The sequence below is a fragment of the Streptomyces sp. NPDC024687 genome (genome assembly GCF_055559055.1).
In genome coordinates this window covers 59,306-79,730 of sequence record NZ_JBVHLJ010000008.1, presented here as the reverse complement: position 1 = coordinate 79,730, position 20,425 = coordinate 59,306, and the positions used below count along the sequence as shown (strand labels likewise).

20 protein-coding genes and 1 pseudogene are annotated in these 20,425 nt (G+C 71.6%); 11 read left to right on the top strand and 10 right to left on the bottom strand.

From position 1 onward, the window contains the following. Positions 1 to 95: 95 nt before the first annotated feature. From ACZ39I_RS29265 to ACZ39I_RS29245, 5 genes are all read left to right on the top strand, one after another. Entirely contained in the window at positions 96 to 986 is an 891-nt protein-coding gene (locus ACZ39I_RS29265) for an FAD binding domain-containing protein (protein ID WP_467247703.1), read from the top strand. Beyond that, positions 986 to 1,522, top strand: a complete 537-nt coding sequence (locus tag ACZ39I_RS29260; protein WP_352381691.1) for a (2Fe-2S)-binding protein — start codon at positions 986 to 988, stop codon at positions 1,520 to 1,522. Before ACZ39I_RS29265 ends, ACZ39I_RS29260 begins: the two co-directional genes overlap by 1 nt. 1 nt (position 1,523) lies before the next feature. Then, a complete protein-coding gene (locus ACZ39I_RS29255) occupies positions 1,524 to 3,911 on the top strand; it encodes a xanthine dehydrogenase family protein molybdopterin-binding subunit (RefSeq protein WP_467247702.1) in 2,388 nt (795 codons plus the stop codon). Between the two features lie 145 nt (positions 3,912 to 4,056). Beyond that, positions 4,057 to 5,514, top strand: coding sequence for an NCS2 family permease (locus ACZ39I_RS29250; RefSeq protein ID WP_467247700.1), 1,458 nt, complete (start codon positions 4,057 to 4,059; stop codon positions 5,512 to 5,514). A gap of 46 nt (positions 5,515 to 5,560) precedes the next feature. Beyond that, positions 5,561 to 6,715: an XdhC family protein gene (locus tag ACZ39I_RS29245; protein WP_467247699.1), complete on the top strand. Its 1,155-nt coding sequence runs from the start codon at positions 5,561 to 5,563 to the stop codon at positions 6,713 to 6,715. Here the strand turns inward: ACZ39I_RS29245 and ACZ39I_RS29240 are convergent. Continuing rightward, entirely contained in the window at positions 6,667 to 7,980 is a 1,314-nt protein-coding gene (locus tag ACZ39I_RS29240) for a lanthionine synthetase LanC family protein (RefSeq protein WP_467247698.1), read from the bottom strand. The genes ACZ39I_RS29245 and ACZ39I_RS29240 overlap by 49 nt on opposite strands. A gap of 22 nt (positions 7,981 to 8,002) precedes the next feature. Beyond that, positions 8,003 to 8,434, bottom strand: coding sequence for an SRPBCC family protein (locus ACZ39I_RS29235; RefSeq protein ID WP_467247697.1), 432 nt, complete (start codon positions 8,432 to 8,434; stop codon positions 8,003 to 8,005). Between the two features lie 179 nt (positions 8,435 to 8,613). Here ACZ39I_RS29235 and ACZ39I_RS29230 point away from each other — a divergent pair, with 179 nt between their 5' ends. Continuing rightward, complete coding sequence (locus ACZ39I_RS29230) at positions 8,614 to 9,198, top strand: HAD-IIIA family hydrolase (RefSeq protein WP_467247696.1); 585 nt, start codon at positions 8,614 to 8,616, stop codon at positions 9,196 to 9,198. Between the two features lie 3 nt (positions 9,199 to 9,201). On the opposite strand, the gene ACZ39I_RS29225 is transcribed toward ACZ39I_RS29230, so the two are convergent. From ACZ39I_RS29225 to ACZ39I_RS29215, 3 genes are all read right to left on the bottom strand, one after another. After that, positions 9,202 to 9,510 (bottom strand): DUF3040 domain-containing protein, encoded by a 309-nt coding sequence (locus tag ACZ39I_RS29225; RefSeq protein ID WP_467247695.1) that lies wholly within the window; start codon positions 9,508 to 9,510, stop codon positions 9,202 to 9,204. 68 nt (positions 9,511 to 9,578) lie between these two features. Beyond that, complete coding sequence (locus tag ACZ39I_RS29220; protein WP_467247694.1) at positions 9,579 to 10,220, bottom strand: DUF305 domain-containing protein; 642 nt, start codon at positions 10,218 to 10,220, stop codon at positions 9,579 to 9,581. A gap of 53 nt (positions 10,221 to 10,273) precedes the next feature. Then, positions 10,274 to 10,660: a DUF6153 family protein gene (locus tag ACZ39I_RS29215; RefSeq protein ID WP_467247693.1), complete on the bottom strand. Its 387-nt coding sequence runs from the start codon at positions 10,658 to 10,660 to the stop codon at positions 10,274 to 10,276. 135 nt (positions 10,661 to 10,795) lie between these two features. On the opposite strand from ACZ39I_RS29215, the gene ACZ39I_RS29210 reads away from it, so the two are divergent. Beyond that, positions 10,796 to 11,647 carry an isocitrate lyase/PEP mutase family protein gene (locus ACZ39I_RS29210; RefSeq protein WP_467247692.1) on the top strand — a complete coding sequence of 284 codons (852 nt, stop codon included), beginning with the start codon at positions 10,796 to 10,798 and terminating at the stop codon, positions 11,645 to 11,647. On the opposite strand, the gene ACZ39I_RS29205 is transcribed toward ACZ39I_RS29210, so the two are convergent. From ACZ39I_RS29205 to ACZ39I_RS29190, 4 genes are all read right to left on the bottom strand, one after another. Further along, positions 11,622 to 12,269, bottom strand: a complete 648-nt coding sequence (locus tag ACZ39I_RS29205) for an MTB12 C-terminal domain-containing protein (RefSeq protein WP_467247691.1) — start codon at positions 12,267 to 12,269, stop codon at positions 11,622 to 11,624. The two genes, ACZ39I_RS29210 and ACZ39I_RS29205, sit on opposite strands and share 26 nt — an antisense overlap. A 94-nt stretch (positions 12,270 to 12,363) precedes the next feature. Then, positions 12,364 to 13,059, bottom strand: coding sequence for a DUF1775 domain-containing protein (locus ACZ39I_RS29200; protein WP_467247690.1), 696 nt, complete (start codon positions 13,057 to 13,059; stop codon positions 12,364 to 12,366). Between the two features lie 69 nt (positions 13,060 to 13,128). Then, on the bottom strand, positions 13,129 to 13,755 hold the full coding sequence (locus ACZ39I_RS29195) for a hypothetical protein (RefSeq protein WP_467247689.1): 627 nt from the start codon (positions 13,753 to 13,755) through the stop codon (positions 13,129 to 13,131). Positions 13,756 to 13,827: 72 nt separating this feature from the next. Next, entirely contained in the window at positions 13,828 to 14,046 is a 219-nt protein-coding gene (locus tag ACZ39I_RS29190; RefSeq protein WP_467247688.1) for a twin-arginine translocase TatA/TatE family subunit, read from the bottom strand. Between the two features lie 251 nt (positions 14,047 to 14,297). Between ACZ39I_RS29190 and ACZ39I_RS29185 the strand changes: the two are divergent. The 4 genes and pseudogenes from ACZ39I_RS29185 to rox form a co-directional block, all read left to right on the top strand. Further along, positions 14,298 to 14,590: pseudogene (locus ACZ39I_RS29185) on the top strand (CBS domain-containing protein); the annotation flags it as partial. Positions 14,591 to 14,735: 145 nt separating this feature from the next. After that, the gene (locus ACZ39I_RS29180) at positions 14,736 to 16,073 is read left to right on the top strand and encodes a hemolysin family protein (protein ID WP_467247686.1); all 1,338 of its coding nucleotides are present in this window, start codon (positions 14,736 to 14,738) and stop codon (positions 16,071 to 16,073) included. Then, positions 16,070 to 17,089: a hemolysin family protein gene (locus ACZ39I_RS29175; protein WP_467247684.1), complete on the top strand. Its 1,020-nt coding sequence runs from the start codon at positions 16,070 to 16,072 to the stop codon at positions 17,087 to 17,089. Before ACZ39I_RS29180 ends, ACZ39I_RS29175 begins: the two co-directional genes overlap by 4 nt. A 128-nt stretch (positions 17,090 to 17,217) precedes the next feature. Further along, a complete protein-coding gene (gene rox, locus ACZ39I_RS29170) occupies positions 17,218 to 18,642 on the top strand; it encodes a rifampin monooxygenase (RefSeq protein WP_467247683.1) in 1,425 nt (474 codons plus the stop codon). Positions 18,643 to 18,735: 93 nt separating this feature from the next. Here the strand turns inward: rox and ACZ39I_RS29165 are convergent, their stop codons facing one another. Continuing rightward, positions 18,736 to 20,382, bottom strand: coding sequence for a purine-cytosine permease family protein (locus tag ACZ39I_RS29165; RefSeq protein ID WP_467247682.1), 1,647 nt, complete (start codon positions 20,380 to 20,382; stop codon positions 18,736 to 18,738). Between the last annotated feature and the right edge of the window lie 43 nt (positions 20,383 to 20,425).

Sequence of the window (20,425 nt, the reverse complement as noted above, 5' to 3'; positions counted from 1 at the left end):
CTCCATTCCGCGTAAACAGCACATGAACGAGCCGGGCCCGCCGCACACGATCTGGCTCGATCCGTACGATCACGAGACGAAGAAGAGAGCCGGTCATGGACTTCCTTCGCCCCGCCAGCTGGGAGGAGGCGCTCGCCGCAAAGGCCGAGCACCCCACCGCTGTGCCCATCGCGGGCGGCACCGACGTGATGGTCGAGATCAACTTCGACCATCGGCGGCCCGAGTACCTGCTCGACCTGAACCGCATCTCCGACCTCACCGAGTGGGAGGTCGGCGAGGACACCGTGCGGCTCGGTGCCTCCGTGCCGTACACCCGCATCATGGAGCACCTGCGCGGCGAGCTCCCGGGCCTGGCCCTCGCCTCGCACACCGTGGCCTCCCCGCAGATCCGCAACCGCGGCGGTGTCGGCGGCAACCTCGGCACCGCCTCCCCGGCCGGTGACGCCCACCCCGCCCTCCTCGCGGCCGGCGCCGAGGTCGAGGTCGAGTCGGTCCGGGGGGCCCGGCTCATCCCGATCGACGAGTTCTACACCGGCGTGAAGCGCAACGCGCTGGCCGCCGACGAGCTCATTCGCGCCGTGCACATCAAGAAGGCCGACGGGCCCCAGCAGTTCAGCAAGGTGGGGACGAGGAACGCCATGGTCATCGCCGTGTGCGCGTTCGGGCTCGCCCTGCATCCCGAGACGCGGACCGTGCGGACGGGGATCGGTTCGGCCGCTCCCACACCCGTTCGGGCCAAGGCCGCCGAGGAGTTCTTGAACGCGGCTCTCGAGGACGGCGGGTTCTGGGACAACGGCAAGATCATCACCCCTTCGGTCGCCAAGCAGTTCGCGGACCTGTGCGCCGCCTCCTGCAGCCCGATCGACGACGTCCGCGGCACGGCGAGCTACCGCCGCCACGCGGTCGGCATCATGGCCCGCCGCACGCTGACCTGGACCTGGGAGTCGTACCGCGGCACCGCCGCCACCACGGAGGGAGCTGCGTAATGCGCGTCAACTTCACTGTCAACGGACGTCCGCAGGAAGCCGACGACGTGTGGGAGGGCGAGTCCCTGCTGTACGTGCTGCGCGAGCGGCTCGGGCTTCCCGGTTCCAAGAACGCCTGCGAGCAGGGCGAGTGCGGGTCCTGCACGGTCCGGCTCGACGGGATTCCCGTGTGTTCGTGTCTCGTGGCCGCCGGGCAGGTCGAGGGCCGCGAGGTCGTGACCGTCGAGGGGCTCGCGGACTACGCCAAGCAGCGTTCGTGCGGGCACCGGGCGCCGGCGGGGCAGGACTCCCACACCGGCGAGGGCACCGAACTCTCGCCCGTCCAGCAGGCGTTCATCGACGCCGGTGCCGTCCAGTGCGGGTTCTGCACGCCGGGGCTGCTGGTCGCCGCCGACGAGATGCTGGAGCGCAACCCGAACCCGAGCGACGCGGACATCCGCGAGGCGCTCTCGGGCAACCTCTGCCGCTGCACCGGCTACGAGAAGATCATGGACGCGGTCCGCCTCGCGGCCGCCCGGCAGGGAGAGGCGGTCTGACGTGTCCAGTCCCAACGGCACTCCCACCAAGATCACCCAGGGTTCCCAGACCAAGGGCGGCATCGGCGAGTCCACGCTCCGCCCCGACGGCACCCTCAAGGTCACCGGCGAGTTCGCGTACTCGTCCGACATGTGGCACGAGGACATGCTCTGGGGGCAGATCCTGCGCTCGACCGTCGCGCACGCCGAGATCGTGTCCATCGACACGAGCGAGGCCCTGGCCCTGCCGGGCGTGTACGCCGTCATGACGTACGACGACCTGCCGACCGAGGTGAGGAACTACGGTCTGGAGATCCAGGACACCCCGGTCCTCGCCCACGGCAAGGTCCGCCACCACGGTGAGCCGGTCGCCATCGTCGCCGCCGACCACCCGGAGACGGCCCGCCGTGCCGCCGCGAAGATCAAGGTCGAGTACCGCGAGCTGCCCGTCATCACCGACGAGGCCTCCGCGACCGCCCCCGACGCGATCCTCGTCCACGAGAACCGCGACGACCACCACATCGGGCACGTCCCGCACCCCAACATCGTGCACCGGCAGCCGATCATTCGCGGTGACGTCCAGGAGGCCGCGAAGCAGGCCGACTTCGTCGTCAAGGGCGAGTACACCTTCGGCATGCAGGACCAGGCCTTCCTCGGCCCCGAGTCGGGTCTCGCCGTGCCGGACGAGGACGGTGGCGTCCACCTCTACGTCGCCACCCAGTGGCTCCACTCCGACCTGCGGCAGATCGCGCCCGTCCTCGGCCTGCCCGAGCGCAAGGTCCGCATGACGCTGTCCGGCGTCGGCGGGGCCTTCGGCGGCCGCGAGGACCTGTCGATGCAGATCCACGCCTGTCTGCTCGCGCTGCGCACCGGCAAGCCCGTCAAGATCGTCTACAACCGGTTCGAGTCCTTCTTCGGACACGTCCACCGCCACCCGGCCAAGCTCTACTACGAGCACGGGGCCACGCGCGAGGGCAAGTTGACCCACGTCAAGTGCCGGATCGTCCTCGACGGCGGCGCGTACGCCTCCGCCTCGCCGGCCGTCGTCGGCAACGCCTCCTCGCTCGGCATCGGTCCGTACGTCGTCGACGACGTCGACATCGAGGCCATCGCCCTCTACACCAACAACCCGCCCTGCGGCGCGATGCGCGGCTTCGGCGCGGTCCAGGCGTGCTTCGCCTACGAGGCGCAGATGGACAAACTGGCCGACGCGGTGGGCATGGACCGGGTGGAGTTCCGGCAGCTGAACGCCATGGAGCAGGGCACGCTCATGCCGACCGGCCAGCCCGTCGACTCCCCGGCGCCCGTCGCCGAACTCCTGCGCCGCGTCAAGGCGATGCCGCTTCCTCCGGAGCAGCAGTGGCTCGCGGCCGGCGAGCAGGCCGACGTACGGCAGCTGCCGGGTGGCCTGTCCAACACCACTCACGGCGAAGGGGTCGTCCGCGGTATCGGCTACGCGGTCGGCATCAAGAACGTCGGCTTCTCCGAGGGCTTCGACGACTACTCCACGGCGAAGGTCCGCATGGAGGTCGTCGGCGGCGAGCCCGTCGCCACCGTGCACACCGCCATGGCGGAGGTCGGCCAGGGCGGGGTCACCATCCACGCGCAGATCGCCCGCACCGAGCTCGGTGTCGCGCAGGTGACCATCCAGCCCGCGGACACGCAGGTGGGCAGCGCCGGTTCGACGTCCGCGTCGCGCCAGACGTACGTCACCGGCGGCGCCGTCAAGAACTCCTGCGAGCTCGTCCGGGAGAAGGTCCTGGAGCTCGGGCGCCGCAAGTTCGGTTCCTACCACCCCGCCTGGGCCACCGCCGAACTGCTCCTGGAGGGCGGCAAGGTCGTCACCGACGGCGGCGAGGTCCTCGCGGACCTGGCCGACGTGCTGGAGGACGAGAGCGTCGAGGTCGAGGCGGAGTGGCGGCACCGGCCCACCGAGGCCTTCGATCTGCGCACCGGGCAGGGCTTCGGACACGTCCAGTACTCCTTCGCCGCCCACCGCGCGGTCGTCGAGGTCGACACCGAGCTCGGGCTGGTCAAGGTGATCGAGCTGGCCTGCGCCCAGGACGTCGGCAAGGCGCTGAACCCGCTGTCCGTCATCGGCCAGATCCAGGGCGGTACGACCCAGGGCCTGGGCGTCGCGGTGATGGAGGAGATCATCGTCGACCCGAAGACGGCGAAGGTCAGGAACCCCTCCTTCACCGACTACCTGATCCCCACGATCCTCGACACGCCGACCATCCCCGTCGACGTGCTCGAACTCGCCGACGACCACGCGCCGTACGGGCTGCGCGGCATCGGCGAGGCACCCACCCTGTCCTCGACCCCGGCCGTGCTCGCGGCGATCCGCAACGCGACCGGGCTGGAGCTCAACAGGACACCGGTACGGCCGGAGCACCTGACCGGCACGTGATGCACCGGTGAGTTTCCCCGGGGGACCTCGTCCCCCGGGCCCCAACTGTCCGTCCTGGGCCGTCCCCCGGGTCGTGCACATCCCAAATCCCGTGCCCGACAAGGCGGTTGCACGGGTGTCCCTGTGAACCTTGGGAGACGGCACCATGACCCAGCAGTCCCTGGAACCCAGGACCACGGCCGACGACGCGGGAGAAGGCACCCGCGTCCCGGCCGGCAGGTCCTGGCTCGACCGGTACTTCCACATATCCCGGCGAGGATCCACGGTCGCGCGTGAACTGCGCGGCGGCGTCACCACCTTCATGGCGATGGCGTACATCCTCCTGCTCAACCCCCTGATCCTGTCCGGCAAGGACGCGGCGGGAGACACGCTCGGCCAGAAGGCACTCATCACCGCGACCGCGTTCGCGGCGGCCTTCACCACGCTGCTGATGGGATTCTTCGGCAAGGTGCCCCTCGCCCTCGCCGCCGGCCTCTCCGTCTCCGGCGTGCTGTCCTCGCAGGTCGTGCCCGTGATGACCTGGCCCCAGGCCATGGGCATGTGCGTGATGTACGGCGTGGTCATCATGCTGCTGGTCGTCACCGGCCTGCGCGAGATGATCATGAACGCGATCCCGCTGGCCCTCAAGCACGCGATCACCATGGGCATCGGCCTGTTCGTCGCCCTCATCGGCTTCTACAAGGCCGGCTTCGTCCACCAGGGCAAAGCGACCCCGGTGACGCTCGGCCCCACGGGCGAACTCGCGGGCTGGCCCGTCCTGTTGTTCGCCCTCACCCTCCTCGCGATCTTCATGCTCCAGGCGCGAGGCGTCCCCGGCGCCATCCTGATCGGCATCCTCGGCGGGACCGTACTCGCCGTGATTCTCAACGCCACCGGTGCCGTCGACCCGAAGCAGTGGGCGAGCGGCGCGCCCGAACTGCACGGCAGAGCGGTCTCCATGCCCGACTTCTCGATCTTCGGCACGGTCGAGTTCGGCGGCTGGGGCGAGGTCGGCGCGATGACGGTCGGCATGATCGTGTTCACGCTGGTGCTCGCCGGGTTCTTCGACGCGATGGCCACCATCATCGGCGTCGGCACCGAGGCGAAACTGGCCGACGCACAGGGCCGGATGCCGGGCCTGTCCAAGGCCCTGTTCATCGACGGCGCGGGCGGTGCGATCGGCGGGGTGGCCGGTGCCTCCGGCCAGACCGTGTTCGTCGAGTCGGCGACGGGAGTGGGCGAGGGTGCCCGTACCGGACTGTCCTCCGTCGTCACCGGACTGTTCTTCGCGGCCTGTCTGTTCTTCACCCCGCTCACGGCGATCGTGCCCGGCGAGGTCGCGGCCGCCGCCCTCGTGGTGATCGGCGCCATGATGATGATGAACGCCCGCCACGTCGACTGGGCCGACCGCGCCACCGCGATCCCGGTCTTCCTGACCGTCGTGGTCATGCCGTTCACCTACTCGATCACGGCCGGTGTGGCCGCGGGCGTCATCTCCTACGTCGCGATCAAGGTCGCGCAGAGCAAGGCGCGGGAGATCGGCGCCTTCATGTGGGGGCTGACGGTGATCTTCCTGGTGTACTACGCCCTCAACCCGATCGAGAGCTGGATGGGCGTGCACTAGCCGCGCCAACACCCCTGTACGCAAACGCTGTTAAGGAGACCGAGACATGCTGGACATCGCCGACGAGCTGCACCGGTGGGTCGAGCAGGGACGCGACTTCGCCGTGGCCACCGTGGTGGCCGTCGGTGGCAGCGCGCCCCGCCTGCCGGGAGCCGCCCTCGCGGTGGACGCCGACGGCACGGCGATCGGCTCGGTCTCCGGCGGCTGTGTGGAGGGCGCGGTCTACGAACTGTGCCAACAGGCGCTGGAGGACGGGGAGTCGGTCCTCGAACGCTTCGGCTACAGCGACGAGGACGCCTTCGCCGTCGGCCTGACCTGCGGCGGCGTCATCGACATCCTCGTCACCCCGGTCCGGGCGGCCGACCCCGTCCGTACGGTCGTCGTGGGTGCGCTCGAAGCCGCGGCGAAGGGCCGGTCGGCGGCACTGGCGCGGATCGTCTCCGGCCCGCGCGAACTCCTCGGCCGCGCGCTCGTCGTAGGACCCGAGGACGTCTCCGGCCATGGCGGCTTCGGCGCCCATCCGGAGCTGGACCGCACGATCGCCGCCGAGGCCGGCGCGTTCCTCGACGCGGGCCGCACCGGCACCCTGGAGATCGGTGAACAGGGCTCGCGCTGCGGCGCCCCGCTCACCGTGCTCGTCGAGTCCTCCGTGCCACCGCCCCGGATGATCGTGTTCGGCGCGATCGACTTCGCGTCGGCGCTCGTGCGGGTCGGGAAGTTCCTCGGCTACCAGGTCACCGTGTGCGACGCGCGCCCCGTCTTCGCGACGAAGGCACGCTTCCCGGAGGCCGACGAGATAGTCGTCGAGTGGCCGCACCGGTACCTGGAGCGCACGGAGGTCGACGCCCGGACGGTCCTGTGCGTCCTCACCCACGACGCCAAGTTCGACGTACCCCTGCTGCGAATGGCCCTCAGGCTCCCGGTTGCCTACGTCGGCGCCATGGGCTCCCGCCGCACCCACCTCGACCGCAACGAACGCCTGCGCGAAGTCGGCGTGACAGAAATGGAGTTGGCGCGGCTGCGGTCACCCATCGGGCTCGACCTCGGCGCTCGGACACCCGAGGAGACGGCCCTGTCCATCGCCGCGGAGATCGTCGCGAGCCGGCGGGGCGGCAGCGGGGTCTCCCTCACCGGCGCGCACACGCCGATCCATCACGACGCGACGTCGGAACCGGCCCGCCGGATCGGGTCGGTGGCCTGAGCGGACACCTCGGGCTGGTCCGGCCACGGGAACGCGTACCGCGGATCGCCGCCCCGGCTCAGCCGGACGAACCGCAGCAGTTCACGCACGATGCCGGCACTGCCCTGCGCCCAGTCGGTGCGGGGTTCGAGGTCGCTCGGGGTGGCCCGGTGCTCGACGTTGGACCAGCGGGCGCCGTCGGTGTCCCGGACCGCGCGGGCGGCGAGGTCGGCGACGAGGATCCGCGCGAAGTCGTACGCCTCCTGCCCTTCGGCTCCTTCGGCGATCCGGTCGCCGGCCAGGGCGAGGACGCCCGCGGTGCCGCAGCAGCGGCCGTTGTTGTCCCAGAACCCCGGCCGCAGGCGCTCGGGGATGCCGGAGCGGACGACCGTGTGCCAGCAGCGGTCGGCGAGCGCGGTCCAGGCCGGGGCGCCGTCGATGTCGCGCAGCAGCCGGAAGATCTGGGCGTCGCCGGTGGGGCCGTGGCACCAGCCGTAGGTGATGGGTTCGATCAGGTCCGGGAGGAACTGGGGGGTGGAGTGCGGGACCAGGAAGCCGTCGGGGCCGCCCTCGTCGCGGGCCACGACGTCCGCGACCCCCGCGAGCGCCAGGTCGACGAGGTCGGCGCGGCCGGTCGCCTGGCCGATCCGGGCGAGCGCGTAGGAGATGCCCAGCGTGCCGTGCGACATGTGGTGGAAGCGGGCCTCCGGGCCCGGGCGGTGCTGCCAGGTGACGCCCCACGGGGTCTGCTCCGCCGTCCGCAGATAGGGCTCCACCGCGAGGACGGCGAACTCCGGGTCGCCCATCGCCAGGGCCGCCAGGCCCGTCCCGGCGTTGCCGCCCATCAGCTCGAACAGCTCGCCCCAGCGCTCCCCGTCGAAGTGTGAGCGCACGAGAGCCATCGCACGGTCGGCCGCCGTCCGGGAGGCGGTGTCGCCGAACTGGTCGCCCAGGGTGTGCAGGACCAGGGCCACGCCGGACCGGCCGAAGTACAGCGAGTCGTCCTCGTGGCCGTCGACGGCGGCGGCCAGACCGCGTCCCGCGCGGAGTGCGAGGTCGGCGTAGGAGTCGTCGGCGAAGTGCCGCCAGGCCTCCAGGAGCACGGAGACGATCCCGGCCGTGCCGCTGTAGAGGCTGGGCTCGGTCTTCTCCTTCGAGGGGGCGGTCGGCCAGGCGAGTCCGCCGTCCGCGGTCTCCCGCGCGGTGGACACCAGCCACCGCAGCCCGTCCTCCGCGACTTCCTCGACTTCGTCCATTCGCACGGTCGTACCGTCAACTGCCGTCATGGCGCCCACTGTTGCATGATCTTCAGGCGCCCCGCAGCAGCCGGTTCAGCGCACGTCCGAAGACCGACCTGGCCGCCACGCCCAGCAAGGGTGCGGGGAGCAGGGGGACCCGCAGCTCCTCACGCCAGATCACGCGCGCCCGGCCTCCAGGACCCGGGTGCACCTCCAGTTCGGCCCAGCCCTTCACCACCCGGCCGCGCTTCTCCAGCCGGCACAGGCCGGAGACGCCCTCCGCAGGCGGGCGCCAGACCATGACCTCCATGGGGTCGTCGAAGCCGAGCGGGCCGATCCCCGAACGGGCGACGACGAGTGTGCCCTCGGCCGTCGGCCCCGGCGGCACGACGGTGACGCGCGTCAGGGGGACGCCCTCGCCGTGGCGGGACCACTGAGTGAGGCGGCGCCAAGCTTCGTCCTGGGAGAGCGGGGCCGTACGTTCGAGCAGGAAGGTGACCACGAGCTGATCTTAGGGAGTCGGTCCTACTCAGCGCGGATTTCGTAGGGGGCTCACAGACTTGGTGCCCGGGCGCCTTCGACCCGATGATCGCGCCCGGCCGCATGGACCCGTCCCACGCGGTTACTCGTGGGGAGGAAGCCGAGGGGAAGAAGTGGACTCGAGAGCCGGGAGGTGGCCGTATGACGCGCGTGCGTACGGTGCTGTTCGACCGTGACAGCATCCTCGCCGAAGACCCGCTCGACCCCGAACGGGTGTGCCCGGCGCCCGGTGCCCGCGAGGCGCTCGACCTGCTGCGACTGCACGACGTCCGCACCGGCTTCGTGGCGCTGCGACCGGGCGTCGGGCACGACCGGCTCAGCGACGCCGACGTACGGGCCGTCAACCACCGCGTCGACGAACTCCTCGGCCCCTTCGACATCTGGGGAGTGTGCCCGCACGGCCCCGACGACGGCTGTCACTGCCGTCCGCCCGAACCCGGCCTGATCCTCTGGGCGGCGGGCCGGGTGTGCACCGCGCCGGCCGACTGCGCGGTCGTCGGCACCGCCGCGGACGCCGAGGCCGCGGCCCGGGTGGGCGCCCACGGGATCCTCGTACCGGACGAGCGGACCGGGCCGGAGGAGACGGCACGGGCCGATCATGTGGCGCCGGACGTCCTGACCGCCGTACGCGCGCTGCTCACCGGGCCGCCGCAGGGGCGGGTCCTGGTCGACGAGCGGCCGATCGAGTCCGCGTTCGAGTCCACCGTCGAGAACGGCGAGGCGTGAGGGTCAGGGTTCCGTCCAGCGGCACAGCAGGCGGAACGCCGCGAACAGGGCCAGGGGCCAGACGGCCGCGAAGGCCCAGATCACCGCGGGCCGCGCGGTGACGATGCCCGTCACCATGAGCGTGATCGACACCGCGAGCAGCAGGCTCACGGTCAGGACGTGCGGCCGGTAGTGCGTCACCCGGGACAGGTCCGGCCGGCGGCGCAGCCGCCCTGTGCGCATCCGGCGGTCCAGGCGGCGGTCGCGGCGCAGGGCGCGTTCCACCTCGTCCAGAATGCGCTGTTCGTGATCGGGGAGTCGCTCTGTCGCCACTGTCGCTCCTCGTGGATCCGGCGAGTCCTTCTCCGGGTGCCCGGAGAAGGACTCTGCGAACCGTCCGGTCAGCCCCCGGAGTTCTCCCCGAGAAGCTTCTTCATCTCACCGATCTCGGCGGTCTGCGTGGTGACGATGTCTCCGGACATGGCCTTGGCGGCCCGGTACTCGCCCTTGGCCTGCTCGGTCCCGGCCATCTCGACGGCGCCCTCGTGGTGCTCGACCATCATGGTCAGGAACATGGAGTCGAAGTCCTTGCCGGACGCCTTCTCCAGCTTCTCCATGTCGGCGCCGTCCATCATCCCGGCCATGCCGGAGTGCGCCGAGTGGTCCATGCCGGGCATGTCCCCGGCCATGTCCTCGGGGACCTTCTCGCCCCAGGTCTTCAGCCAGCCGGTCATGGTCTCGATCTCCGGGCCCTGTGCCTTCTCGATCCGGGCGGCGAGAGCCTTGACCTCGGCGGACGAGGCCCGGTCGGCGGCCAGTCGGGCCATCTCCACGGCCTGCCGGTGGTGCGGGATCATGCCCTGGGCGAAGGAGACGTCCTGCGCGTTGTGGGCGTCGGCCGAGGTCTCGGCGGACACCGAGGGCGACGAGGCGGCCGAGCCGCTGTCGTCGCTGTCGCCGCCACACGCCGTGAGGGTGAGGGCGGCGCTCGCGGCGACCGCCGCGAGACAGACACGGCGGATCAGGGTACGGGTGCTGCGCATGCTGGAACTCCAGTGCTGTGAAAGGGATCTGGACGTGACGGAGCACGCCGTGCCTAGATCCGCAGGAGCTGGAGTTCCGCGAGAGAGGGAGGCGCGCGGGCGCCTTCCTGTGCCATGACGGTCTGAGCGCACAGGTCGACCGTGCCCAGGGCGCTTGTCGACGGGTCGGGAACGAGTGCGGGCAGCGCGGGCCCACCGCTCACGGCCCCCGACGCACAGGTCGCGTCCGCGTGGTGGAGATGGCCCGACCCGCAGCCGTCGTGACAGACCGTGTCGACGACGGCGACGGCCGTCGTCCGGTGCGCGGACCTGCCCTCGTGCCCGGCCGTACCGCCACCGGGGGCCAGGGCGTGCATGCCCAGGACTCCGACGAGCAGCCCGAGCAGGAGCAGCGCCCGCCACAGGGGCGGACCCGCGGTGGGCTGCTCGGAGCTGATCATCGGGCTCATTCTAGAGGGGGCTGTGCGTCGGCGCTGTCCGCCCTGGATACGGCCCGGCACCGTCCTCCGTTCAGAGCGCCTCCGGCGTACGTTGTCCGGGAGTCCGTCGAGGGGCGGCGGGCCGGGAAGGACCGTGTGGACACCGAGAGCCGAGCCAGGGCACAGCGCTTCGCCGAACTGCACCGGGAGGGCTGTTTCCTGCTCCCCAACGCGTGGGACCTGGGCAGTGCCCGGATCCTGGAGGCGGCCGGGTTCCCGGCCGTGGCGACCACGAGTGCGGGCGTCGCGTTCTCCCTCGGCCGGCCCGACCACGACTTCTTCGCCGAACAGCCGCCCGAGGACCGCGTCGACCGCGAGACCATGCTGGGCCGGGTCCGCGAGATCGCGCACGGGATCGCCGTACCGCTGAGCGCGGACCTGGAGGACGGATACGGCGAGTCGCCCGAGGCCGTCGCCACCACCGTTGCGAGGACCGTCGCCGCCGGAGCCGCGGGCGGCAACATCGAGGACTTCACCGGCGACCGCACCCGCCCGCTCCACGACCCGAAGCTCTCCGCCGACCGTGTCCGTGCCGCCCGCGAGACCCTGGCGGCCGACGGCGAGCCCTTCGTCCTGGTCGGCCGCACCGACGCGCTCCTGGTCGGCGGCACCCTCGACGAGGCCGTCCGGCGGGCCAACGCCTATCTGGAGGCCGGAGCCGACTGCGCGTTCGTCCCCGGCGCCGCCGACGCCGAGACCATCGGCACACTGGTCCGCGAGCTCGACGGCCCCCTCAACGTGGTCATGGGCCTGACCGGCAACGCGCTCTCCCTGGACGACCTGCGCGAACTCGGCGTGCGGCGGGTCACGGTCGGCGGCAGTATCGCCCGGGCCATGTACCGCCATCTGCTCGACGCCGCACGGGAGTTGGCCGACCTGGGCACCTTCTCGTACGCCGCCGACCAGCTCTCCCAGACGGAGCTCAACGACCTGTTCCGGCAGGGCTGAAGGCAGGACTGGAGGCAGGGTCGGCGGCAGGGCCGGAGGACTGCAGCGCACAGCTCGGCGCCTCGGGCGCGTCCTCGGCGTGTCGCGTCAGCGAGCAGACCGTACGCAGGGCGACCTTCCAGCCGCCGTCCTGGAGTACGGCCGCCCCCGGGCCGCCGGTGTCCAGCCGGCGGCCCTCGCGCGTGAGGTCGTAGGCCACTTCGGCGAACACGTCCGAGGTGTACGACACGGAGGTCACCTCGGCGCGCAGCTTGCTGCCGCTCGGGTCGCGGAAGAGGTTGTCGATCATCAGGGCGTTCTCGTCGCCGTCCTCGACCACCTCACTGCGCTGGTCCAGGGAGGACTTCGGGTCGAAGAGGACCGTCCACGCCTCCCGGATGTCCCGCTCCGCCTGCTCCGGGTCCGAGGGCGCGGTCGCGGTCGGTGTCGGGGAGACGGAGCGGGAGGGGGAGCCCGCCGCCGTGGTCGGTCCGGGCGAGCCGGTGACGGAAGGGCTGCCCGTGCGGGAGGCGTCTTCGTCACCGCCGTCGCCGTTGTCGCAGGCTCCGGTGAGGACGAGGGCGGCGACAGTCAGGGCCACCGCCCAGGTCCCGTGCCGTGCGGGGGAGGTCGCGCAGGTCATGGCACTCCATCTCCGGGTACGCCGTGTGGCTGGCCTACCCGGAGCCGGGGGATTCATCCGGGGTCCGGGGGAAAACCCCCGGACCGGGTGGCCCCTACTGCCCGGTGCCGCCCCGCCGCCGTACCGCGAGGACCACCGCGGCCACCGCGACGAGGATGCCCGCGCCGATCCCGGTCCAGGCGCCCGCGGACAGCCCGCCCTCGTCGTCCTGCTCCGTGTCGGCGGCCTGCGGGGAGGCCGCAGGCGTGGTTTCCACGGTTGTCGGGGCCGGGCTCGCGGAGACACTCGGGGCCGGGCTCACCGGCTTGGCACCCGGTGCCGCCGCCTTCAGCTTCAGTGTGGGCGCCGGGTTGTCGCCGTTCTCGTCCAGCTCGATCCAGCGGTCGACGTGCCCGTCGCCGTAGGTCTGCAGGGTCTTGAAGGGCAGCTCCTTCGCGTCGGGCAACTGCCGTACGACGACGGAGTACTCGGCGCTCTCGCCGGTCTTCAGTTCGGCGCCCTTGACGCTGTAGCCGTCGTCGGTCGCGCTGAACTTCCAGCCCTCGGGGCCCGTGCCGTAGGTCACGTCGGCCGGGGCGATGCCCTCGGGCAGGACCACCCGGATCTCCTTGATCCCGGAGGTGTCGGACTCGGCCTCGGCGTCGAAGGAGACGGTGACGTTTTCGGCGAGCGCCTGCGCCTTGTCGGCCTCGACCTCGGTGTGGGCGGCGGCCGGAACGGCGGTCAGGAGTACGGCCGTTGCGGCTCCGACGGCGGCAGCGGACAGACGGGACAGGGGGATACGGGACATCGAGGTCTCCAGGCAGGAAGGTACGCGGGGCGGCCGTCCGGCGCGGGCCGGAACGGTGTCCCCGTGAGGTCAGTGGGCGAGAGCTGCGCTCGTCGCCGGAGGACCTCGCCGTACCACCGCGTGTGCCAGCAACGGCCGTGCCGTGAGCGGCCGTTCGTCGTACGTCGGCACGACCGTCACCGCGGCCGTCGGCGCGGGTGACGTGGGCCGGGTGAACAGCAGCCTGGCGGCGGCCAGTCGGTCCCGTACCGCGTCGAGCGCCGCCGTCACCCCGCGGGCCACCGTCCAGCAGGCCGCGTCCGCGCGGTGCAGCAGGACGGCGACGAGCGCGGCGGCCAGCGAGTGGGCCGCCGTCATGGCCAGGGAGTCATGGAGCCGCTCGTGCCACGCCGAGTGGGCGTCGTGCACATGGCCGACCGGGTGCCGCGCGGCCGCGGTGAGCGTCAGCCACAGATGCAGCCCGGACTGTCCCGCGACACTGCACGCGACAACCGTCGCCAGGCTTCTGGGCCGCTGCACACCGACGAGACCCACCGCGAAGAGCACGGCCGCCGCCGCGGCACCCTGCCTCCAGGGCACCTGGCCCTCGGCGAGCAGATGATGGGCACCGATCCCGAGCACCGCGCCGACGACGGCGAACACCGCGGCCCGCAGAACGGGCAGCGGCGCGCGAGTGGACGTGACCGGCAGGTGCATGGCCCGCTCATCATGGATCATCGCGGGGCCGGCCGGCAGAGGAAACCGTGGACGGGTGCGGTGCCGCGAGTCTCAGTGGTTGCCGGACCCGGTGCCCCCGCCGGTCCCGGGCCGCAGGACCTCTCCCGGGATGACCTGGGGCTCCGGCCCGCCCTCCTGCGCGGCGCGGGCCTCCGCCTTGAGGATGCGCGCCGACCTGCCCGCCGTACGGGCCAGTTCCGGGCCCTTCTTGGCGGCGATGACCGCGATGACGACCAGCAGGATGATCGCGAGCTCGCTCAGTCCGAACATGGGGAAGGCCTCCGTCACAGTGACACCGACATCGGACGAGACGCCCGCCGGACCGGCAGCGTACCCGCACTCCCGGCCGGGTGTCCCTACAGGTTGCTTTGCCTGTCCTTTACCATTGGTGCGACCTGCCCCGACAAGAAGGAGCCACAGTTCCGCGATGGGTGAGCCTCCCAGTACGCGCCACGTCCCCCACGGACGAACGGGCGGGGGTGACCGGGTGACCGAGACCGTGCTGCTCGCGTCGGCCCTCGGTCGGCGAGATCCTGGTCCCGGTACCGAAGATGCGGACCGTCGACACCTCCGTCACCCCGGCCCGCCTGGAGCGGATCGCCGCCGAAGCGGGCTACTCACGCTTCCCCGTCACCGGCCCCGACAGCACCCTGCTGGGCTATCTGCACATCAAGGACACCCTCGGCGTCACCGACCGCGACCGGCCCTTCCCACGCGCCACCCTGCACCCGGCCGGTCGGGAGCCGTCCTCGGATTCGTGACCATGGAGGACGTCCTCACCGAGCTGGTCGGGCCGACTCCGGCCACCGCGTGAGCGCCGGTCGGGCCCGCCGCCCGGCCGGCGGATCCGGGGAACGCCGCGCTCGCCCCAGTCGTTCACACAGCGCACATCCCTACAGGAGGAGCAAGCCCGTGTCCGCCACCCCGACGGACTCCCGCCCGACGCGATCGCCGCGCCGTTGAGTACCACGAGCGCCGTCCTCGGCCTGCTGGCTGTGTTCCTGCTGACCGCCGGCACCGGCTACTTCGTCGCCCAGGAGTTCGCGTACGTCTCCGCGGACCGGCTCGCCCTGTCCCGTGAGGCGGAGGCCGGGGACCGGAGGGCCGCCCGAGCGCTGACGGTCCTGGCGCGGCTGTCCTTCATGCTCTCCGGCGCCCAGCTGGGCATCACCGTCACCGGTCTGGTCGTCGGCTTCATCGCCGAACCATCCGTCTCCGCGCTGCTCCGCCCCGCCCTGACCGGCCTCGGCATCCCCGAGGGGGCCGTCGGCGGGATCTCCGTCGTGCTGGCCTTCGTCCTGGCCACCGTCGTCCAGATGGTCCTCGGCGAACTCGCCCCGAAGAACCTCGCGATCGCCGTCCCCGAGCGGCTCGCGAAGGCCCTCGCCCCCTCCACGCTCGGCTACCTCAAGGTCGTCGGCCCGCTGGTGCACGTCTTCGACGGGGCGGCCAACCGCCTGCTCCGGAAGGCCAGCATCGAACCCGTCGAGGAACTCCACCACGGCGCCACCCTGGAGGAGCTCGGCCACCTCATCGGCGAGTCCCACGAGCAGGGCGAACTGCCCCGGGACACCGCCGAACTCCTCGACCACGCCCTGGAGTTCTCCGAGCGCACCCTCGACGAGGTGATGGTGCCGCGCGTCGACACCGTCTTCGTGCGGGGAGACGCCACCGCCGCCGAGGCGATCGACCTGATCGCCCGACACGGCCACTCCACCTACCCCGTCCTCGGTGACCACCCGGACGACGTCCCCGGGGTCCTGGGCGTACGGGAGTTGACGCGTCTGCCGGCCCAGGAGCTGACCCGGGCCACCGCGCGCGTCCTCGCCCGCACCCCGCTCCTGCTGCCCGACACCCTCCCGCTGCCGCAGGCGGTCGAGCAGATGCGGGAGCGGGACGACGAGTTCGCGGTCGTCCTGGACGAGCACGGCGGAGTCGCCGGCATCGTCACCTACGAGGACATCGCCGAAGAGCTCGTCGGTGACATCGCCGACGAGAGCGACACCGTCACCGAGGTCGCGGTGCCGGACGGGGACGGCTGGCTGGTCGACGCGGGCCGGCGTCTCGACGAGATCGCCGACGCCACCGGCGTCGAACTGCCCGGGGAGGAGGACTACGACACCGTCGCCGGGCTGGTCGTGGACCGCCTCGGCCGCTTCCCGGCCATCGGGGACCGGGTCACCGTCGAGCTGATCGGCACCGGCCGCGCATTGATCGACGTACGGACGCTGGACCGCCACGTACCGGAGCGGGTCCGCGTCGAGAGGCTTTCCGAGCCGGCGCAGGAGCAGACATGAGCTTCCCGATGGCGCTCTTCGTCACCGTCCTGCTGCTGATCGGCAGCGGCTTCTTCGTGGCCGCCGAATTCGCCTTGGTCGCCGCCAAGCGGCACCGCATGGAGAAGGCCGCGGCCGAGGGGCGACGCGGGGCGAAGGCGGCCCTGGCCGGGATGCGCGAGCTGTCGCTGATGCTGGCCGGCGCCCAACTCGGCATCACCGTCTGCACGCTGGGCCTCGGCTCGGTCTCCAAGCCTGCGATCTCCCACGAACTCGACCCACTGCTGCACGACCTGGGCCTGCCCAGCGGACTCAGCTACGGCGTGGCCTTCGTGTTCGCCATGATCGTCGTGGTGTTCCTGCACATGGTGCTCGGCGAGATGGCCCCCAAGTCCTGGGCCATCGCCCACCCCGAGCGCTCCGCCATGCTGCTCGCGCCGCCCTTCTGGGCTGTCGTCAAGGTGGTCCGGCCGCTGATCTCGGTGCTGAACAGGATGAGCAACGCGCTGGTACGGCTGTGCCGGGTCACCCCGCGCGACGAGCTCGCCGCGGTACACAACCGTGAGCAACTCACCCATCTCGTCGAGGAGTCGGAGCGCCTCGGACTGATCAGCGAGGCCGACTCCAAGCTGCTCACCCGTTCGCTCACCGAGCCCGAGACCCCGGTCGGCGAGCTCCGCATCCCGGCCGCGGAGATCACCTCGGTGCCCGGCACCGCCGACCTGGACGCCGTCCTGCGCACGGCCGCCGAGCACGACCGCACCCGCATGCTGGTCCGCGAGGGCGACCTCGTGCTCGGCTCGCTCCACGCCCGCGACGCCCTGGTCGCCCGCGCCCAGGGCCGCACCGGCACCGCCCGCACCCTGGCCCGCCCGGTCCCGGAACTGACGGAGGACACCACGGTCGCCCACGCGATCGACCTCCTGCGCCGCAACCGGGCCTCCCTGGCGGTCGTACGGGACGCGGCGGGCACGCTCACGGGGATGGTGACGCTGGACGACCTGCTGGCGCGGTACCTGCAGCCGTCCCGGACGTGACGCCCATGAGCAAGGGCAAGGAGATCACCGCTCTCCCTGCCCTCTTCAACGTATAGCTCACAGGGGGCCTTGCGGCAAGATCCCCGTCGTGCCGCACAATCTCCGTCCGAGACACGGAGGGGGATCCGATGATCGACGTGATCGTCGTCGGCGGCGGCCCGACCGGCCTGATGCTGGCCGCCGAACTGCGACTGCACGGCGTGCGGGTGGTCGTGCTGGAGAGGGACCCGGAGCCGACCGAGATCGTCCGCTCGCTCGGCCTGCACGTGCGCAGCATCGAGGTGCTGGACCAGCGCGGGCTGCTGGAGCGGTTCCTCGCGCACGGGAGGCAGTTCACGGCAGGTGGTTACTTCGCCGCCATCGACAAGCCCTGGCCGGACGGGCTGGACACCGCCCACGCCTACGTCCTCGGCATCCCGCAGACCGTCACCGACCGCCTGCTGGCCGAGCACGCCGTCGGACTCGGCACCGAGATCCGGCGCGGCTGCGAGCTGGTCGGCCTGAGCCAGGACGAGCACGGGGTGAGCACCGAACTCGCCGACGGCACGCGGCTGCGCTCGCGGTATCTCATCGGCTGCGACGGCGGGCGCAGCACCGTGCGCAAGCTGCTCGGGGTCGGGTTCCCCGGCGCACCCGCCAAGGCCGAGACGCTGCTCGGCGCGATGGAGGTGGGCGTGGCGCCGGAGACGGTCACCGCCGTGGTGACCGAGATCCGCCGCACCCAGAAGCTGTTCGGCCTCGGACCTGTCGGCGACGGGCTGTACCGCGTCGTCGTGCCCGCCGAGGGCGTGAGCGGGGACCGCACGGTGGCGCCGACCCTCGAAGAGTTCAAGCGACGGCTCCGGGCGGTCGCCGGGACCGACTTCGGCGTGCACTCACCGCGCTGGCTGTCCCGCTTCGGCGATGCCACCCGGCAGGCCGACCGCTACCGGGTCGGCCGGGTGCTGCTGGCCGGCGACGCGGCCCACGTCCACCCGCCGGTGGGCGGACAGGGCCTCAACCTCGGTCTCCAGGACGCCTTCAACCTGGGCTGGAAGCTCGCCGCCGAGGTGGCCGGCTGGGCACCCGAGGACCTGCTGGACAGCTACCACACCGAACGGCACCCGGTGGCCGCCGACGTACTGAACAACACCCGCGCGCAGATGGAGCTGCTGTCCACCGAGCCCGGGCCGCAGGCGGTGCGGCGGCTGCTGGGCCAGCTGATGGACTTCGACGAGGTGAACCGGTACCTCGTCGAGAAGATCACCGCGATCGGTGTCCGTTACGACTTCGGCGAGGGCCATGAGCTGCTCGGCCGCCGCCTGCGGGACCTCACGCTGCGGCGCGGCCGCCTCTACGAACTGATGCGCGGCGGCCGCGGACTGCTGCTCGACCGGACCGGCCGCCTCTCGGTGGCGGGCTGGGCGGACCGGGTCGACCACGTCGTCGACACCGCCGAGGAACTGGACGCCCCCGCGGTACTGCTGCGGCCGGACGGCCATGTGGCGTGGGTCGGCGAGGACCAGGCCGAACTGCTGGACCGGCTGCCCAGGTGGTTCGGCGCGGCGGCCTGAGCGGGCGGTCGAGCGGAACGGTGAGCGTGACTCGGGTCGGTCGGCTTGCCCACGGGTGTCGCCGCACCGCCGTGAGGCATGTCGAGGGTCGGGTCAGACGGTGGCGGGCAGGACGTGGTCGCCGGCCTTGTCCGTGCTCAGGCACAGGGAGCAGACCACCGCGTCGTGCGTGGCGCAGGCGGCCAGGTCGGGGCGCTCGTAGGGCTGCCGGCAGACGTGGCAGTCGTAGGTGACCGCGCTCGGGTTGCCGTCCGCGTCCAGCATCGGCTCGTCGATGCCGTCGCCGGTGCGGCGCAGGTAGTACTTGCCCTTGGTGACGACCGCCATCAGCGGGGTGAGGACGAAAGCGATCACGGCGGCCGCGACCGGGGAGTACGGCTGGAGGGTGTCGCCGAGGGCGTGGAAGTACATGGCGATGGACAGACCGGACGCGGCGACGAAGGCCACCACGCCCACCGGGTTGACGGCGTAGAGCATGCCGCGGCGGAACTCCGGCTGGAGCGGGGAGAGTTTGAGCAGGTACTTGTTGACGCCGATGTCGGTGGCCACGGTGACGACCCAGGCGATCGCGCAGTTCGAGTAGAAGCCCAGGATGTCGTTGAGGAAGCTGAACATGTCGGCCTCCATCAGGGCCAGCGCGAAGCCCAGGTTGACCAGGACGAACACCATGCGGCCGGGGTAGTGCTTGGTGAGCCGGGTGAAGGAGTTGGTCCAGGCGAGCGAGCCGGAGTAGGCGTTCGTCACGTTGATCTTGATCTGGCTGATCACGACGAGGGCCACGGCCAGCGGGAGCACCAGCCAGGACGGCATCATCGCGTCGAAGGCGCCCTTGAACTGCTGAATCGGCTCGGGGGCCATGTCCGGTCCGACCTTGGCGAGGATGTACACCGCGAGGAAGACGCCGATGGCCTGCTTGAGCGCGCCGAGCACCACCCAGCCGGGGCCTGCCATGACCACCGCGGTCCACCAGGCGCGCTTGTTCGCCTCGGTCTTGGGCGGCATGAAGCGCAGGTAGTCGATCTGCTCACCGATCTGCGCGATGAGCGAGAGGCACACGCCCGCGCCGAGCAGCACGGACGCGGTGTTGACGCCGCCGTCGCCGTCGGTGCCCGCGTAGGCGAGGAAGCGGTCGACGGTGCCCGGGTCGGTGGAGACGAGGTAGACCAGCGGGCCCACCATCAGCAGCAGCCAGATCGGGGTCGTCCACACCTGGAGCTTGCTCAGCGCCCTCATGCCGTAGATCACCAGCGGGATGACCATGAGCGTGGAGACCAGGTAGCCCAGCCACAGGGGCAGTCCGAGGCCGAGCTTGAGGCCCTGGGCCATGATCGAGCCTTCGAGGGCGAAGAAGATGAAGGTGAAGCTGGCGAAGATGACGCTGGTGAGCACCGAGCCGTAGTAGCCGAAGCCGGAGCCGCGGGTGATCAGGTCGAGGTCGATGTTGTAGCGGGCGCCGTAGTAGGCGAGGGGGAAGCCGGTGACGAAGATGACGACGGCGGCGACCGCGATCGCCACGAGCGCGTTGCCGGTGCCGTGGGCCAGGCCGATGCCGGCGCCGATGGAGAAGTCGGCCATGTAGGCGATGCCGCCGAGTGCCGTTGTGGCTACGACCATGGGGGTCCAGCGGCGGTAACTGCGGGGCGCGAAGCGGAGGGTGTAGTCCTCCAGGGTCTCCTTGACCGCCTGGTCGGCGGATTTCGACGGGTCTGCCGTTGCCGGCTGTGACGCTGTGGTGCTCATGTCACGCCTCCCAGTGCTGCTCTTGCGGGCGGTGGGGAGATGC

Coding starts and splice junctions, on each gene's coding strand:
- ACZ39I_RS29265 (WP_467247703.1), top strand. CDS start 96: ATGGACTTCCTTCGCCCCGCCAGCTGGGAGGAGGCGCTCGCCGCAAAG.
- ACZ39I_RS29260 (WP_352381691.1), top strand. CDS start 986: ATGCGCGTCAACTTCACTGTCAACGGACGTCCGCAGGAAGCCGACGAC.
- ACZ39I_RS29250 (WP_467247700.1), top strand. CDS start 4,057: ATGACCCAGCAGTCCCTGGAACCCAGGACCACGGCCGACGACGCGGGA.
- ACZ39I_RS29245 (WP_467247699.1), top strand. CDS start 5,561: ATGCTGGACATCGCCGACGAGCTGCACCGGTGGGTCGAGCAGGGACGC.
- ACZ39I_RS29240 (WP_467247698.1), bottom strand. CDS start 7,980: ATGACGGCAGTTGACGGTACGACCGTGCGAATGGACGAAGTCGAGGAA.
- ACZ39I_RS29230 (WP_467247696.1), top strand. CDS start 8,614: ATGACGCGCGTGCGTACGGTGCTGTTCGACCGTGACAGCATCCTCGCC.
- ACZ39I_RS29220 (WP_467247694.1), bottom strand. CDS start 10,220: ATGCGCAGCACCCGTACCCTGATCCGCCGTGTCTGTCTCGCGGCGGTC.
- ACZ39I_RS29215 (WP_467247693.1), bottom strand. CDS start 10,660: ATGATCAGCTCCGAGCAGCCCACCGCGGGTCCGCCCCTGTGGCGGGCG.
- ACZ39I_RS29205 (WP_467247691.1), bottom strand. CDS start 12,269: ATGACCTGCGCGACCTCCCCCGCACGGCACGGGACCTGGGCGGTGGCC.
- ACZ39I_RS29200 (WP_467247690.1), bottom strand. CDS start 13,059: ATGTCCCGTATCCCCCTGTCCCGTCTGTCCGCTGCCGCCGTCGGAGCC.
- ACZ39I_RS29195 (WP_467247689.1), bottom strand. CDS start 13,755: ATGCACCTGCCGGTCACGTCCACTCGCGCGCCGCTGCCCGTTCTGCGG.
- ACZ39I_RS29190 (WP_467247688.1), bottom strand. CDS start 14,046: ATGTTCGGACTGAGCGAGCTCGCGATCATCCTGCTGGTCGTCATCGCG.
- ACZ39I_RS29175 (WP_467247684.1), top strand. CDS start 16,070: ATGAGCTTCCCGATGGCGCTCTTCGTCACCGTCCTGCTGCTGATCGGC.
- rox (WP_467247683.1), top strand. CDS start 17,218: ATGATCGACGTGATCGTCGTCGGCGGCGGCCCGACCGGCCTGATGCTG.
- ACZ39I_RS29165 (WP_467247682.1), bottom strand. CDS start 20,382: ATGAGCACCACAGCGTCACAGCCGGCAACGGCAGACCCGTCGAAATCC.